General features: G+C 71.6%; 14 protein-coding genes. 7 read left to right on the forward strand and 7 right to left on the reverse strand.

The features are described from left to right. Positions 1 to 63 precede the first annotated feature (63 nt). Together ACIF80_RS33965 and ACIF80_RS33970 are read right to left on the reverse strand one after the other, a co-directional pair. On the reverse strand, positions 64 to 1,242 hold the full coding sequence (locus ACIF80_RS33965) for a damage-control phosphatase ARMT1 family protein (protein WP_399811911.1): 1,179 nt from the start codon (positions 1,240 to 1,242) through the stop codon (positions 64 to 66). A gap of 119 nt (positions 1,243 to 1,361) precedes the next feature. Further along, the gene (locus ACIF80_RS33970) at positions 1,362 to 2,009 is read right to left on the reverse strand and encodes a ScbR family autoregulator-binding transcription factor (protein WP_399811914.1); all 648 of its coding nucleotides are present in this window, start codon (positions 2,007 to 2,009) and stop codon (positions 1,362 to 1,364) included. A gap of 689 nt (positions 2,010 to 2,698) precedes the next feature. Between ACIF80_RS33970 and ACIF80_RS33975 the strand changes: the two genes are divergently transcribed. The 5 genes from ACIF80_RS33975 to ACIF80_RS33995 all read left to right on the forward strand — a co-directional run bounded on the left by ACIF80_RS33975 (position 2,699) and on the right by ACIF80_RS33995 (position 7,812). Continuing rightward, a complete protein-coding gene (locus ACIF80_RS33975; protein ID WP_399811916.1) occupies positions 2,699 to 3,712 on the forward strand; it encodes a substrate-binding domain-containing protein in 1,014 nt (337 codons plus the stop codon). A 186-nt stretch (positions 3,713 to 3,898) separates the two neighbouring features. Beyond that, positions 3,899 to 6,403 carry a nitrate- and nitrite sensing domain-containing protein gene (locus ACIF80_RS33980; RefSeq protein ID WP_399811918.1) on the forward strand — a complete coding sequence of 835 codons (2,505 nt, stop codon included), beginning with the start codon at positions 3,899 to 3,901 and terminating at the stop codon, positions 6,401 to 6,403. A 36-nt stretch (positions 6,404 to 6,439) separates the two neighbouring features. Next, the gene (locus ACIF80_RS33985) at positions 6,440 to 6,868 is read left to right on the forward strand and encodes a roadblock/LC7 domain-containing protein (protein ID WP_042164166.1); all 429 of its coding nucleotides are present in this window, start codon (positions 6,440 to 6,442) and stop codon (positions 6,866 to 6,868) included. Position 6,869: 1 nt separating this feature from the next. Further along, a complete protein-coding gene (locus ACIF80_RS33990) occupies positions 6,870 to 7,229 on the forward strand; it encodes a DUF742 domain-containing protein (protein WP_399811921.1) in 360 nt (119 codons plus the stop codon). Further along, positions 7,216 to 7,812 (forward strand): GTP-binding protein, encoded by a 597-nt coding sequence (locus ACIF80_RS33995; RefSeq protein ID WP_399811924.1) that lies wholly within the window; start codon positions 7,216 to 7,218, stop codon positions 7,810 to 7,812. The genes ACIF80_RS33990 and ACIF80_RS33995 overlap by 14 nt, the downstream gene beginning before the upstream one ends. Positions 7,813 to 8,002: 190 nt before the next feature. On the opposite strand, the gene ACIF80_RS34000 is transcribed toward ACIF80_RS33995, so the two are convergent. From ACIF80_RS34000 to ACIF80_RS34015, 4 genes are all read right to left on the reverse strand, one after another. Then, complete coding sequence (locus ACIF80_RS34000) at positions 8,003 to 8,959, reverse strand: ABC transporter substrate-binding protein (RefSeq protein WP_399811927.1); 957 nt, start codon at positions 8,957 to 8,959, stop codon at positions 8,003 to 8,005. Positions 8,960 to 9,063: 104 nt separating this feature from the next. Continuing rightward, positions 9,064 to 9,729, reverse strand: coding sequence for an ABC transporter permease (locus tag ACIF80_RS34005; protein WP_399811929.1), 666 nt, complete (start codon positions 9,727 to 9,729; stop codon positions 9,064 to 9,066). Continuing rightward, the gene (locus tag ACIF80_RS34010) at positions 9,726 to 10,433 is read right to left on the reverse strand and encodes an ABC transporter permease (protein ID WP_399811931.1); all 708 of its coding nucleotides are present in this window, start codon (positions 10,431 to 10,433) and stop codon (positions 9,726 to 9,728) included. Before ACIF80_RS34010 ends, ACIF80_RS34005 begins: the two co-directional genes overlap by 4 nt. Beyond that, positions 10,430 to 11,554: an ABC transporter ATP-binding protein gene (locus ACIF80_RS34015; protein ID WP_399811934.1), complete on the reverse strand. Its 1,125-nt coding sequence runs from the start codon at positions 11,552 to 11,554 to the stop codon at positions 10,430 to 10,432. Before ACIF80_RS34015 ends, ACIF80_RS34010 begins: the two co-directional genes overlap by 4 nt. A 288-nt stretch (positions 11,555 to 11,842) precedes the next feature. Here ACIF80_RS34015 and ACIF80_RS34020 point away from each other — a divergent pair, with 288 nt between their 5' ends. Both ACIF80_RS34020 and ACIF80_RS34025 read left to right on the forward strand, forming a co-directional pair. Beyond that, complete coding sequence (locus ACIF80_RS34020; RefSeq protein WP_399811936.1) at positions 11,843 to 12,535, forward strand: response regulator transcription factor; 693 nt, start codon at positions 11,843 to 11,845, stop codon at positions 12,533 to 12,535. Next, complete coding sequence (locus ACIF80_RS34025) at positions 12,532 to 14,055, forward strand: sensor histidine kinase (protein WP_399811939.1); 1,524 nt, start codon at positions 12,532 to 12,534, stop codon at positions 14,053 to 14,055. The genes ACIF80_RS34020 and ACIF80_RS34025 overlap by 4 nt, the downstream gene beginning before the upstream one ends. A gap of 150 nt (positions 14,056 to 14,205) precedes the next feature. Here ACIF80_RS34025 and msrB read toward each other — a convergent pair whose 3' ends face one another. Beyond that, positions 14,206 to 14,613 (reverse strand): peptide-methionine (R)-S-oxide reductase MsrB, encoded by a 408-nt coding sequence (gene msrB / locus ACIF80_RS34030; RefSeq protein WP_399811942.1) that lies wholly within the window; start codon positions 14,611 to 14,613, stop codon positions 14,206 to 14,208. Positions 14,614 to 14,634: the final 21 nt, after the last annotated feature.

Below are 14,634 nucleotides of genomic sequence, written 5' to 3' on the forward strand. Positions count from 1 at the left end.
GGAATGCCGGTGCGGGAGGGCCGGCTGCGCGCCGCCGCCACTCCGGTACGGACGTGCGGGTCGCTACGCCCGTACTTGGATCAGGGCATGGGTGCCGCCGGTGCGCCAGCGCTGTTCCTCGGCCGCGACCAGTGCCTCCTCCGTTGCGGGAGCCAGTCCGGTGACGACGTCGGACTTCAGGGTGCGCAGGGCGGCGACCGGGCCGGGGAAATAGCCGGTGACCTCGGTGAAGGGGGTGGTGGGCGGCCAGGTCCGGTCGCCCACCAGGCGGCGGTAGTTGAGGTCGCCCTTGACGACGGTGACCGCGGCCCGGGCGAAGTCGGCGCGGAGGTCGTCGGGCATCCCCTCGTACGGCAGCGGGGAGCAGGAGAACGGGTGGGCGCGGAGGACGAGCCGGCCGTCGGACAGGGCGTCCCAGAGCCTGCGTCCGTAACCGGCCGCGGCTCCTTGGGCCCCGGCCAGCCGGCGCAGCGCGTCGACGACGTCGGCGGTCGTGGCGTCGGAGACGTAGTACGGGTACGGCTTGACGTGCAGCACCGCCCGGCCGATGGTTCCGTGGTCCAGCAGGTGGGCGATGAGCAGGAGATCGGGGACGAGTTCGCGTCCGGCGTTGTCGGCGACCAGGACGAGGGTGCCCGCGCGGGAGGCGTCCAGCAGCGACCACAGTCTCTCGCTGTCGTCGGCGACCAGCGCGGGGACGGCTGCCGCGAGCTCGGTTCCCCCGGCGGAGAGCCGGAAGCCGAGGTCTGCGCGGTTGCCCCACAGGGAGCCGTGCAGCAGGGCCCGCCCCCGTTCGTCCGCGGACCGGTCGGCGAGGCCGTCGAGCGCGGCGAGTTCCTCGTCCGTCGCGGAGGAGTCGAGTTCGGCCCGTTTGGAGGGACGGAAGGGGTCGATGCCCTGCCAGGGGCCGGGGCCGAAGTAGCCGACGGATTCCAGCAGTTGACGGTAGAACCAGCTCTCGGACCACAGCCAGGGCACGTCGTACCAGGACTGTCCGGCGTACGCGTCCATCCCCCAGGCCTCCCAGCGCTCCCGGTCGTGGGCGTCGGCGGGGAGGGGTTCGATCGTGCCCTCGGTGCAGTTGGCCAGCAGGGCGTCGAGCGCGTGCTGTCGCCCGGGGTCGTACGGGAAGGCGTCGCGCACCTGCCGGATGATCGCGGGGTGCCGCTCGGCGAGGACGCTGTGCGGGAACGAGCCGGGCCGGTTGCCGAGGATCACGGGAGCGGTGGGGGTGTCGGGCATGCGGCTCACCGTAACGCGCGGCGCCGGGCGGCGAGATCGGCCCCGCCGACGGGACGGAGGGGCCGGGGGGACCGCCCGGCCGGGGACACCGGCGGGCCGGCGGAAGCGGCGGCCGGGTGTCAGACGGGGACGATCTCCCGCTCCAGCCGGGCGGCCAGGCTGAGATAGCGGGCCCTGCGGGTCACCGGGACCAGGCCCCGGATGAGGATCTGCCACATTTCGGCGGTGCGGCGGGGCTGCCGGGCGACGGGCTCCCGGGAGCGGCCCACGACCCGGGTGCCGATGAAGAAGCAGACGAGGGAGTGGGCCACGACGTCGATGTCGACCTCGGGGTGGACGTCGGACTCCTTGACCGCGCCGGCGAGTCGGGCGGTGACGAGGTCCATCCACTCGGTGAACGGGTGGCTGAGCGGGGGGCGCGGCCGGGTGCCACCGGTGGCGAGGCGGAGCCCGGCCCGCAGGACGGGGTCCTCGGCCGACTGGCGGGCTATGCCGAAGGTGAGGCGCATCAGCGCCTCCAGGGAGGTATGGCCCCGGATCTCGGTGTCCCTGGCCAGTTTGCGGCAGGTGGCGGACTGGAGCTCCAGGATCGCGTGGGCCAGGTCCTCCTTCGCCGCGAAGTGGAAGTACAGGGCTCCCTTGGTGACGTGGGCGTGCTCGACGATGTCGCTGAGACTGGTCGATTCATAGCCCTGTCGGTCGAACAGATCGGCGGCGGCCGTAATGATCGTCGCGCGGGTCTGCTCGGCGCGTACCTGCCTCGCCATCGACTGACTCCTGAGCCGGAAAGGAACGGGTCATGCTGTTTGTTTTCACTGCGCGTACACAATAACTCACCCCGTGGCCGTACTCATCACACCGGATTCACCCCGCGACACGGTGCACATCCGGCAATTCAGGTGCGGACACCCAAAGAAAACAGCGCGTCCGGTATCTGAGTGTGGCAGTCGCGCCGAGGAAAGGGAACGGGGGCCGCCCGAAGGGGAACGCGTCACGAACGGAAGGGCCGTTGGGGACGGCGGCGGGCGGCGGGCACCGGGCGGTGAACCGCGAAGAGAGGCAGGTACGGAGCCACCGGGGCCCCGCACGACCGGCCCGGGCCCCCGGAGCCCGCGTGGCACCCGCGTGCGCCCGCGAACGCCCCTGAATCCACCGGACGTTGGCCTTCGGCCGACCCGTACGCACGCGTGTACGTCGCACAGCCGGTTCCGTACCGTCCACGCGGTTGGACGCTCAGGAACTCCATCCGCCTACGCCGCCGCGGAACTCACCGTTCATCACAATGCGGCAGCTTCCTCTCACGTCACGTGGCTGATCACTTGACTACCGGCGGTATGACGCGATTGGCTCCCGTCCCAGTGGGAGTCATCCGATCGGCGTACACGCCGCGGCTCCGCCCCTGCTCACGTCCCCTCCGCACTCCTCCAGCCCGGCGTACAGCGAGGTCCGCTTCCTCATGAACACTCGTCCACCCGCCCGTCGCCTCCCGAGACGGCCCGTCCGCCTCGCAGCCCTGGCGTCAGCCGTCGTCCTGATGGTGACCGGCTGTTCCGTCCTCGACGCGGCCGACGACTCCTCGGACTCGGGGAACGCGGGCGCGGCCGGCGGCAGGATGAGCGTCGTGATGGTCACGCACGGCGGTGAAGGGGACTCCTTCTGGGACCGGGTGAGGAAGGGTGCCGAGGCCGCCGCCGCGAAGGACGGCATCGACCTCACGTACGTGAGCGACGCGGACCCGCAGGGACAGGCCGAACTCGTGCGCAACGCCGTCCGCGACAAGGTGGACGGCATCGCCCTGACGCTGGCCAAGCCGCAGGCGATGAAGGGCCCGGTGGACGAGGCCCGCAGGGCGGGAATCCCCGTGGTCGGCCTCAACTCCGGCATCGACGCCTGGAAGTCGGCGGGGTTGCTGGGGTACTTCGGTCAGGACGAGGGCGTCGCGGGGCAGGCCGTCGGCAACAAGCTCAACGAGCTGAAGGCCAAGAACGCCCTGTGCGTCATCCACGAGCGGGGCAACGTCGGGCTGGAGGCGCGCTGCGCCGGTATGCGGAAGACGTTCGACGGGAAGTTCGAGAACCTCTACGTGGACGGCTCCGACCAGCGTGCCGTCTCCGGCATCGTCACCGCCACGCTGCGGCAGGACCCGACGATCGACGAGGTCGTCGCCAACGGCGCTCAGTACGCCCTCGCCATGGCGGAAGCCGCCGAGGAGGCGGACACCGGGGCGCATGTCGCCGCCTTCGACCTCAACGAGGAACTGGTGGGGGCCGTCCGCAGCGGTGACGTCCAGTTCGCCGTGGACCAGCAGCCCTACCTCCAGGGCTATCTCTCCGTGGACGCGCTGTGGTTGTACCGGTCCAACGGCAACGTCAGCGGCGGCGGGGTGTCGCCCGTCCTCACCGGGCCGGCGTTCGTCACGAAGACCAACGCCGCCTCGGTCGCCGGGTTCGCCGCCAACGGAACCCGGTGACGGACCCATCCGGTGAGGACGTACCCAAAGATTCGGTTACGAACGGGCCGTACGGTCATGTGTACGGATAGCATCCTGCGCATCACCTGTGACGTACCGGACGCACGTCCTCCTTGCGCGCCCCCGGCCCGTTCCCCCGCCACTCTCCGCCCGCTTTTCCGATGATCCGACCGCTCTAGGACGACGATGTCTCCACGGACAGGTGCCCGGCGCCGTCTCGGCTCCATACGTCTCTCGCTGGTCCTCCTGGCACTGGTGCCCACCGTCACCCTCACCGCCATGTGGGGCGTGACGACGATCCAGATGTTCTCGGAGGGGCTGCGGCTCCGTTCCCAGACGGAACTGAGCCGGTCGACCGGCGCGATGGGTACCGACGCGACTCTCGCCTTGCAGCGTGAGCGGCGTCTGACCGCCGCATGGCTGGCCTCGCCGAAGAGCTCCCGGACAGCCCTCGAGGCGCAGCGCGAGAAGACCGACGAGGCGGTGGCACGGCTGGTCGGACAGGCCGACGCGATCGCCGAGGCGCCGGCCCGCGTGTCGGACCCGCTGTACTCGGTGCTCGGCTCGGTGGGCAGCCTGGAGTACTACCGGGACCAGGTGGACGCGCCGAGCGACATCACCGCCGAGCAGGCGCTCGACCAGTACTCCTCGATCGTCCAGGACCAGATCCACGCCTTCCAGCAGCTGTCGCAGGTCGACGACGGCGACCTGACCTCGCAGGCCGGACCGCTGGTCTCGCTGGAGCAGGTGGCCGAAGTGCTCTCCCAGGAGAACGCGCACCTCACCCTGGCCTGGCCGTCCGGAGAGCTCGAGGACCAGTCCTGGGCCGCCTTCGCGGAGCTGGTCACCACCCGCCGCTGGCTGATCGAGGACCAGATCGTGCCGTCCCTGCGCGGCAGCACCAAGACACAGGCCGAGCAGATCCTGCAGAGCCCCGAGTGGCAGACCCTGCAGGAGATCGAGGACGAGGTCCGCGACTCCCGCCCCACGGCCGAGGACCGGAGCATCGGCCTGCCCGACGCGCAGAAGCGGTGGGACGCCGCTCTGGACAAGGTCGCCACCCGGTTCGCCGCCCTGATCGAGGAACAGACCGGCGCGCTGCTCACCCGCAGCGCCGACGAGGCGCGCGGCATGCTGCTGACCGCGGCGTCGCTCAGCGCCGGCGGGCTGGTCGCCCTGCTGCTGTGCGTCGGTATGTCGTGGCGGATCACCCGTTCGCTGTCCCGCAGGCTGCGCGGTCTGCGGGTGGCCACCCTCAGCCTGGCCGAGGAACGGCTGCCCGACGTGGTGGCCCGGCTGGAGCGGGGCGAGAAGGTCGACGCCGAGTCGGCGACCACGCCCCTGGACTACGGCCACGACGAACTCGGACAGGTAGCCCAGGCGTTCAACACGGCGCAGCGCACCGCGGTGCACACGGCGGTCGAACTCGCCGACACCCGGCGCGGTTTCCAGAAGGTCATCCTGGGCATCGCCCGGCAGAGCCAGAACCTGGTCAACCTCCAGCTCAGCAAGCTCGACCTGCTGGAACGCACGCACACCGACCCCGAGGTCCTCAAGGGACTGTACGAACTCGACTCCACAGCAAGCCAGTTGCGCCGCTACGAGGAGAACCTCGTCATCATCAGCGGCGAGCGGCCCGGCCGTTCGTGGAGCGAGCCGGTCGCGCTGATCGACATCCTGCGCAGCGCCGTCGGTGAAGTCGCCGAGTACCACCGGGTGGACGTGCACACCGACGAGGAGGTCGCGCTGGCTCCGCCCGCGGTGGCCGACGTCATCCACCTGCTGGCCGAACTGATCGACAACGCGACGGTGTACTCGCCGGCGCCGAGCCCCGTCGGGGTGCGTGCCGCGCTGGTGGCCAAGGGTCTCGCCGTCGAGATCGAGGACCGGGGCCTGGGCATGTCGGAGGAGGACTACGCCTCGATCAACGCCCAGTTGGCCAGTCCCCCGCAGTTCGACGTGGTGGCGCTCGCCGACGACCTCCGGCTCGGCATGTTCGTGATCTCCCAGCTGGCCCACCGGCACGGCATCACCGTCACCCTGCGCCCGTCGCCGTACGGCGGGACGGCGGCGATCGTGCTGATCCCGCACGCGATCGTGGTGCGGGACGCGGCGCCCGCCCCCCAGGAGGCCGCGCCCGCCCTCGCCGGTGACGCCACCGGCGTCACGGACCGCGACCCGGCGCACGTCCCGCACGCCACGAGCGAGGCGAACACGGCGGCCGGGGCCGGCGGCGCCGGCAGGGCAACCGCCCCGGACGCTCCGGACACCGGGAGCGCCCCGCGCACACAGGCTCCCTCGGACGGGCCGTCGCCGCTGCCGCCCCGCTCCGGGGCCGCCGCACGGACCGCCGCCCGCCCGGCCACCGCCGCCCCCGCGTCCCGGCCGAACGGGCTCACCCCGCTCCCCCGCCGCGTGCCGCAGACCAGCCTGGCCGCCGAACTCCGTGAGGAGGCGACGCCGGCCGTCGAGGAGGACGCCGAGAACTTCACGGCGGAGCACGCCGCCTCCTCCCTCGCCGGCTTCCAGCGCGGCACGTCCGAGGCACGCGACGACGCCGGGGCCGACACCGATGCCGTGCGGCCGGCCGCCGATGACGACACGACGGCATCCTCCGGGGTACCCACAGAGGTGCCCGCCGAGGTGCCGGCCGCCTCCCGAGAGTTCTCGACACCGCCCGCCGACCGCTGAACACCGAACGCCGAACGCCGAAGAAGGAACACAGTCATGACGCGCCCCATACCCGCCACTCACACCCAGCTCGATCAGCTGCTGACCGGACTCGTGGAGCGGGTCGCCGACGTGAACCAGGCCGTGGTCCTGTCCGAGGACGGGCTGGTGGTCAGCAAGTCCACCGGGTTCCTGCGCGACGACGCGGAACGTCTGGCGGCCACCGCGTCCGGGCTGATGAGCCTCAGCAAGGGCGTCAGCATGGACTTCCGCGGCGGCCCGGTGCGCCAGGCGCTCATCGAGATGGCCAACAGCTATCTGATCCTCACCTCGGCCGGGCCCGGCGCCCATCTCGTGGTGCTCACCGGCCCGGGTGCGGACGTCGGTGTGGTCGCGTACCAGATGAACATGCTGGTGAAGAAGATCGGTGAGCACCTCAGCGCGGCGCCCCGGGGCACGGCAGGCCCCTCCGACTCCGGCGTGTGAGGTGGGCGGAGGCGATTTCGCGGGCCGGCTCGTCCGGCCGTTCACGCTGACCGGTGGCCGGACGCGGCCGAGCCGCGCCGACTTCACGCTCATCACGACGGTGACGACGGTCGAGCCCCAGCCCGTGGAGGCCGCCCGGCCGCAGCCCGAGCACACCCGCATCCTGCGGCTGTGCGCGGAGCCCCTCGCGGTGGCGGAACTCGCGGCGCGCCTCGACCTCCCGGTGAGCGTGGTCGTGATCATGCTCTGCGACCTGCTGGAAGCGGGCCGGATCACCGTCCGCCCGCCGCATCACGTCACCCGCACCAAACCGGACCTGGATCTGCTGCAGAAAGTGAGGGACGGCCTTGGCCGGCTCTGACATCACCGTTCCGGCGCCCACCGAGCGTCCGGCACCCGACACGGTCAAGATCCTGATCGCCGGGGGCTTCGGCGTGGGCAAGACCACCATGGTCGGCTCGGTCAGCGAGATCGCCCCGCTGCGCACCGAGGAACCGCTGACCATGGCCGGCCTGGGCGTCGACGACCTCGACGGCATCGAGGAGAAACGTGCCACCACCGTGGCACTGGACTTCGGCCGGATCTCCGTCTCCGACGACCTCGTGCTGTATCTGTTCGGCACGCCGGGCCAGCAGCGGTTCTGGTTCATGTGGAACGACCTGTCCCTCGGTGCGCTGGGGGCGGTGGTCCTGATCGACGTGCGCAGGCCCGAGTCGAGTTTCGCCGCGATCGACTTCTTCGAGCGCCGGGGCATCCCGTTCGTCATCGCCGTGAACGGCTTCCACGGGGAGCACCCGTACCCGGTCGAGGACATCCGGGAGTCGCTGACGCTGCCCGAGGGCGTGCCGGTGCTGCTGTGCGACGCGCGGGACCGGACGTCGTCCAGGGATGTGCTGATCGCCCTGCTGGACCGGCTGATCGCCGCCGCCACGCCGGCGGGGTGAGACGCGGTCGGGGCGCGAGAGGGCACGGCCGGGCGCGGTCGGGGCGCGGCTGGGTGCGGCCGGGACACGGGTGGGTGCGGTCGGGACACAGGTGGGGCGCGGCCCTTCGCGGACCGCGCCCCGCCTCCTCGGAGAAGAATCGTCACCCCGGAGGAACCGTCGGCTGACGGAGCGTCCGGAGGACGGCCCGTCAGGCCAGTCCGGCCGACTCCAGCCAGGCCTTCGCCACGTCCAGCGGGTCCTTCTTGTCCAGCTGGACCTGGGCGTCCAGGTCGAGCAGGGTCTCGGTGTCCAGCTTGGCGGAGACCTCGTTGAGCGCGTCGACACCCTCCTGGGAGAGGGCGTCCTTGTTGACCAGCGGGGTCACGTTGGCGAAACCGAAGAGGTTCTCCGGGTCCCCCAGGACGACGAACTTCTCCTTCACGATCGTCGGGTCGGTGGTGAAGATGTCCGCCGCCTGCACCTCGTTCTGGGCGAGTGCCGCCTGGGTCAGCGGACCGCCCGCGTCCAGCGCCTTGAACGACTTGAACTCCAGCCCGTAGACGGACTTCAGGCCCTCCAGTCCCTGGCGCCGGGTCTGGAACTCGGGCGAGCCGCCGATCACCAGCTCCGGTGCGACGTCCTTGAGGTCGGCGAGGGTGGACGACGCGGTGAGCCTGTACTTCTTCGCCGTCCGGGCGTTGACGCTGACGGAGTCCTTGTCCTCGGCCGGCGACGGGTCCAGCAGCGTCAGCTTCTTGTCGAGCTTGGCCTTGACGGCGGTGTTGACGGCCTCGGTGGACTCCTGCTCGGCCTCGGGGTCGAGGTAGGCGAGCAGGGAGCCGTTGTATTCGGGCAGAACGGTGATGGAGCCGTTCTTCATCAGACCGTAGGTCGTCTCCCGGCTGCCGATGTTGTGTTTGTAGGTGACCTTGAGGCCCTTGGCCCTGAGTGCCTCGCCGTAGATGTCGGCGAGCAGGGTGCTCTCGGCGAAGTTGTTGGAGCCGACGACGACGGTGCCGGCTTCCGCCTTCTCCTCCTCGAGGGGATTGTCGGAGGTGTCGCCGGACGAACAGCCCGCGAGCAGGGCCGTCGCGGCGGTGAGCGCGACGACCGCCGCACCGGTGTGCCTCGTCCTGGACCAGCTGCTCTTCGCGGTAGAAGTCATCCACCGATCCAATCCAGCCGCTTCACTCTCCGTCAAGCGCGGCCGGATCACGGTTGTCACTCGGCGGACCGTGCGCGGGAATCCTTCGCACGGTCCTCCCGCTCCTATCGCCTGCGCACCCCGGGTGACACCATGAATCGTCCCGCCGCCCAGAACAGCACGAGCGTGACGAGCGCCAGGAACGCCACCAGCGTGGCGCCGCCGACCACCTTCTCGTAGTCGCGCTGGTAGAGCCCGTCGATGATGTACCGGCCGAGGCCGCCGAGACTGACGTACGCGGCGATGGTGGCCGTCGACACGATCTGGATGGCCGCCGAGCGCAGTCCGCTGAGGATGAGCGGCAGCGCCACCGGCACCTCGACCTGGAAGAGGATCCGTGACTCGGGCATGCCCATGCCGCGGGCCGCGTCCACCGGGGAGGGGTCCACGGTGCGGACGGCCTCGTAGGTGGTCACCAGGATCGGCGGGACGGCCAGGACGACCAGCGGGATCATCACGGGCAGCAGGCCGAAGCCGATCAGCAGGACCACCAGGACCAGCAGGCCGAAGCTGGGCAGGGCGCGGGCGGCGTTGGCGATGAAGGCGAGCGCGTTCCCGCCGCGGCCGGTGTGCCCGGTCAGCAGGCCGACGGGCAGGCCGATCGCGGCGGCGACGGCGAGCGCCAGCAGCGAGTACTGGAGGTGTTCGAGGAAGCGCTGCGGAATGCCGTCGTAGCCCTGCCAGTGGGCGCTGTCGCTGAAGAACGCGTGGGCGAAGTCGAAGATGTTCACAGCGTCTCGGCCTTCGTCTCTTCGAACGGCACCGGAACCACGGCGGGTCTGGTCCGGGGCTGCGTCCCGCGGGGCATCCAGGGCGTGAGCAGGACCCGGAGCAGGACCAGCAGGACGTCGCACAGGATCGCCAGTACGGCCATGGTGAGCACGGCGTTGACCGCGAGCTCGGGCCGGTCGTACTTCTGCGCGGCCGCGAGCAGGTTGCCGAGGGCGCCCTGGTTGCCGATCAGGGCGCCGACGCTGACCAGGGAGATGCTGGACGCGGTGGCGACCCGCAGGCCGGCGATGATGGCGGGCGCGGCGATCGGCAGCTGCACCTGGGTGTAGCGCCGTACGGGACCGAAGCCCATGGCGGTGGCGGCGGCCAGGGTCTCGTCCGGTACCGAGCGCACGCCGTCGACGATCGCCGGGATCAGCACCACCAGGCTGTACAGGGCCAGCGGGATCATCACGGTGAGTTCGGTCTGGCCGGTGTAGTCGATGAGGATGACGAAGAACGCCAGTGACGGGATGGCGTACAGCACGGTCGTCAGGCCGAGCACCGGCGGGTACAGCCAGCGGAAGCGGCCGCACAGCTGGGCGACGGGCAGCGCGAGCAGCAGCCCGGCCGCGACCGGGATCAGCGCCTCCCTCAAGTGCAGTCCGATCAGGCCGGCCCAGCTGTGCTGGAGGTCGCTGGGGATGTCGAAGAAGCCGCTCATCCGGCGACCTTCTCGTCGCCGGCGCGGCCGCCTCGGTGCGCGGTGCGGATGGCGTCGCCGATGGTCTGCTGGGAGACGACTCCCCGCACCCGGCCGGTGTCGTCCACGGCGACGGCCCAGCCGGTCGGGGAGAGCACGGCGCAGTCGAGCGCGACCCGCAGCGAGTCCACGCCGGGCACGAACGGCCGTCCGTACGGAAGGAGTTGGTCGGGCCGGATGTCCCCGGCGGTCAGCCGGCGCGGCTCGGACCAGCCGAGGGGGCGCCCCTCGTCGTCGGTCACCAGGAGGTGGGCGGCGTCGGCCGCGCCGATCCGCTCGGCGGTGGCGTCCGGCGGGATCACGGTGTCGGTGGCCAGTTCCAGCGCGGTGGTGGTGAGGAAGGAGAGCCGCCGGATGCCCCGGTCGGCGCCGAGGAAGTCCTCGACGAACGCGTCCGCGGGGGCGGAGAGCAGCTCGGCGGGCGGCGCGTACTGGGCGAGCCGGCCGCCCTCGCGCAGGACGGCGACCATCGTGCCGAGTTTGACCGCCTCGTCGATGTCGTGGGTGACGAAGACGATGGTCTTGCCCAGCTCCTCCTGGATCCGCAGGAGTTCGTCCTGGAGGCCCTTGCGGACCACCGGGTCGACGGCCGAGAACGGCTCGTCCATCAGCAGCACCGGCGGGTCCGCGGCAAGCGCCCGCGCCACTCCGACGCGCTGCTGCTGGCCGCCGGAGAGCTGGTACGGGTACCGCTTGGCCATGGCGGTGTCGAGGCCCACCCGCTCCATCAGCTCCGCCGCCCGCTCCCGGGCCCGCTGCTTGCCCCAGCCGAGCATGCGGGGCACGGTGGCGATGTTGTCGACGACGGTGCGGTGCTGGAACAGTCCGGCGTTCTGGATGACGTATCCCATGGACCGGCGCAGGGTGGTGACCGGTTGCCGCTGGATGTCCGCACCGTCGAGCAGGATCGTTCCCTCGGTGGGTTCGACCATGCGGTTGATCATGCGCAGGGTGGTCGTCTTGCCGCAGCCCGACGGTCCGACGAGGACGGTGATCGAGCGGTCGGGAATCTCCAGGGAGAGCCGGTCGACCGCCACCGTGCCGTCCGGATAGCGCTTCGTGACTGATTCGATCCGTATCAAGACGCCGAATGCCCTTCGGGTGGCTGGAAACTTCTGGCCGAGACGGCCGCGCGGTCTGCCGCCGGTCGAGTGTAGACGGCGGCTCCGACATCCCCCGGAGAGCGCGTCGTCCGCGCCTCCGGCGTCCTCGCGCCCCTCGCCCCCGGCACGACCGGCCGCCGGACGGGCCGCCCCGACCGCTCGGCGGGCCGTCCCACGCCGCCACCTGCCCAGCGCCCACCACGGGAAACCCCTCTTTGGACCCGCTGTTCGAACCACCTCCGGAGCCGGGTACCTCAGTATGGGCGGGTGGAGAAAGTACGACTGCTCGTCGTGGACGATGATCCGCCGATAGCCGACCTGGTGGCGACCGTTGCCCGGTACGAGGGCTGGGAGGCCGTCACCGCCCACTCCGGTGAGGAGGCGCTGCGTCGGGCCGCCGCGTTCCGGCCGGACATCGTGGTGCTCGACGTGATGCTGCCCGACGTCGACGGCTTCGGCGTACTGGACCGGCTGCGCGGTTCCCGGGCGATGCTGCCGGTGGTGTTCCTCACCGCCCGTGACGGGGTCGCCGACCGGGTGGCGGGGCTGACCCGGGGCGGGGACGACTACCTGGTCAAGCCGTTCGCCGTGGAGGAGCTGATGGCACGGCTGCGGACGGTGCTGCGGCGCACCGCGGGCCCGGAGTCCGCCGCCCGTCCGGTGCTGCGGGTGGCGGACCTGACGATGGACGAGGACACCCGCGAGGTACGGCGCGACGGCAGGCTGCTGTCGCTCACCCCGACCGAGTACGAGGTACTGCGCTATCTCATGCGCCGCTCGCCGACCGTGCTGACCAAGGCCCAGATCCTCGACCACGTCTGGGAGTACGGCTTCGGGGGCCGGTCCAATGTCGTGGAGCTGGTCGTCAGCCGGCTGCGCCGCAAGCTCGACGACACCGGGGAACCGCTGATCCGGACCGTACGGGGCTTCGGCTACGCGATCCGGCGGGCCGCGGAGTGATCCGGCGCTCGCGGGAGGCGTTCGGGCGGCTGCCGGGGAGCTACCGGGGGCTGCGGCTGGGCACCCGGCTGGCGCTGGGCGTCGGGGTGCTGGCGCTGGTCGTGTTCGCGGTCGTCGGCGCGACGCTGACCATGTATATGAAGGACTATCTGGAGCATCAGCTCGGCACGCAGCTGAAGCTGGTGCAGACCGTGCAGGCCAAGGACGCGGCCGCGCACGGCACGGTGCGGCGCAAGCCCTACTACGGCTGGTACACGGCGGTGTACGACGTCTCGGACGGCTCGGTCGCCCTGCGCCGGCCCGCCGACGTCCCCGGCGACATCCGCGCCTTCTCCGAACTCGCGCGCAGGATGGCCCGCTCGGACACCGAGCTGCTGGACACCGCCCGCATCGACGGCGAGGGCACCTACCGGCTCCGGGGCTGCGAGGTCGAACCCGGGGTGGTGCTGGTGAGCGCCGCGCCGGTGGCGGGGGTCGAGGAGACCGTCGAGCGGCTGATCACCGTACAGGTCGTGGTGTTCGCGCTCGCCCTGCTGGCACTGGTGGTGGCGGGGCGGCGGATGCTGCGGCGCGGGCTGAAGCCGCTGAGCGACATGGCGCACACCGCGCACGGCATCGCCTCGCACGATCTGACCGAGTCGGCGTCCCGGCTGCCGCTGCGCGCCGACGGCCGGGACGGCGGCGCGGAGGTGGCGGAGCTGCGCACCGCCTTCAACAGCATGCTGGAGCACATCGACGACGCCCTCGCCGTCCGCGCGGAGGCCGAACAGCGGCTGCGCCGCTTCGTCGCGGACGCCTCGCACGAGCTGCGCACCCCGCTGATGTCGGTACGGGGCTACGCGGACCTGTTCCAGTACGCGGCGGCCGACGCCCCCGGGGAACGCGAACGGCATCTGGCCCGGCTGCGGGCCGAGGCCGCCCGGATGGGCGTGCTGCTGGACGACCTGCTGCTGCTCGCCCGGCTGGACGCGGCGGAGGCGAAGACCCCGCCGCGGACGGCGGAGGCGGATCTGACGGAGCTGGTCCGGCAGGCCGCCGACGCGTTCCGCGCGAGCCACCCGGACCACCCCCTGACGGTGACGCTGCCGGCCGCGGCCGGGCCGCGCGGGACGGGCCCGGGGAGCGACGGTGACGGGCAGCGGCGGCGTCTCCGGCTGCGGGGCGATCCGCAGCGCATCCGGCAGGTGCTGGACAACCTGCTGACCAACGCCGCCGTGCACACCCCGCCCGGCACCCGCGTAGACGTGTCCGTGACCGACACCGGCACCGACGCGCGGATACGGGTCGCCGACGACGGACCCGGTGTCCCGGCCGAGGACCGGGAGCGGGTGTTCGACCGGTTCTACCGGGTCGACAAGGCCCGCAGCCGCGACCGGGGCGGCAGCGGTCTCGGCCTCGCGGTCGCCAGGTCCCTGGCCAGGGCGCACGGCGGCGACATCGAGCTGAGCACCGGCGGACCGGGGCCGACGGTCTTCACCGTGCGGCTCCCCCTCCACGGGCAGGGCGCCCCGGACCGTTGAGAACACCACGACGGCGCACCGGCCGGCGGGGCGGGCAGCCACCCCTCACGGGCGCACGGCCACACAACCACACAGGCACACGGAGACGCCGGAGGGCCGCCGGGGACGACGCATCCCCTGCGGCCCTCCGGCATCGGAGCAGTGTGCGGATCAGCCCTCTGCGGGCCGCAGCTTCAGCGAGATGCTGTTGATGCAGTACCGCTGGTCCGTGGGCGTCGCATACCCCTCGCCCTCGAACACGTGCCCGAGGTGTGAGCCGCAGCGGGAGCAGCGCACCTCGGTGCGCGCCATGCCGTGCGACCGGTCCTCGATCAGTTCGACCGCTTCGGAGTCCCGCGGGTCGTAGAACGAAGGCCAGCCGCAGTGCGACTCGAACTTGGTCTTCGAGGTGAACAGTTCGGCACCGCAGGCGCGGCACGCGTACACGCCCTCGGCCTTGGTGTCGGTGTACTCACCGGTGAAGGCCGGCTCCGTGGCCGCCTGGCGCAGCACGGCGTACTCGGACGGCGACAGTTCCGCGCGCCACTGCTCGTCCGGCTTCTCCACGTCGTACGACATGAGCCTCCAGCCCTTCCGCTT

Origin of the sequence: Streptomyces sp. NPDC085927 (assembly GCF_044540975.1) — a bacterium.
Taxonomy (GTDB): domain Bacteria; phylum Actinomycetota; class Actinomycetes; order Streptomycetales; family Streptomycetaceae; genus Streptomyces; species Streptomyces hirsutus.

Coding starts and splice junctions, on each gene's coding strand:
- ACIF80_RS33965 (WP_399811911.1), bottom strand. CDS start 1,242: ATGCCCGACACCCCCACCGCTCCCGTGATCCTCGGCAACCGGCCCGGC.
- ACIF80_RS33970 (WP_399811914.1), bottom strand. CDS start 2,009: ATGGCGAGGCAGGTACGCGCCGAGCAGACCCGCGCGACGATCATTACG.
- ACIF80_RS33975 (WP_399811916.1), top strand. CDS start 2,699: ATGAACACTCGTCCACCCGCCCGTCGCCTCCCGAGACGGCCCGTCCGC.
- ACIF80_RS33980 (WP_399811918.1), top strand. CDS start 3,899: ATGTCTCCACGGACAGGTGCCCGGCGCCGTCTCGGCTCCATACGTCTC.
- ACIF80_RS33985 (WP_042164166.1), top strand. CDS start 6,440: ATGACGCGCCCCATACCCGCCACTCACACCCAGCTCGATCAGCTGCTG.
- ACIF80_RS34000 (WP_399811927.1), bottom strand. CDS start 8,959: ATGACTTCTACCGCGAAGAGCAGCTGGTCCAGGACGAGGCACACCGGT.
- ACIF80_RS34010 (WP_399811931.1), bottom strand. CDS start 10,433: ATGAGCGGCTTCTTCGACATCCCCAGCGACCTCCAGCACAGCTGGGCC.
- msrB (WP_399811942.1), bottom strand. CDS start 14,613: ATGTCGTACGACGTGGAGAAGCCGGACGAGCAGTGGCGCGCGGAACTG.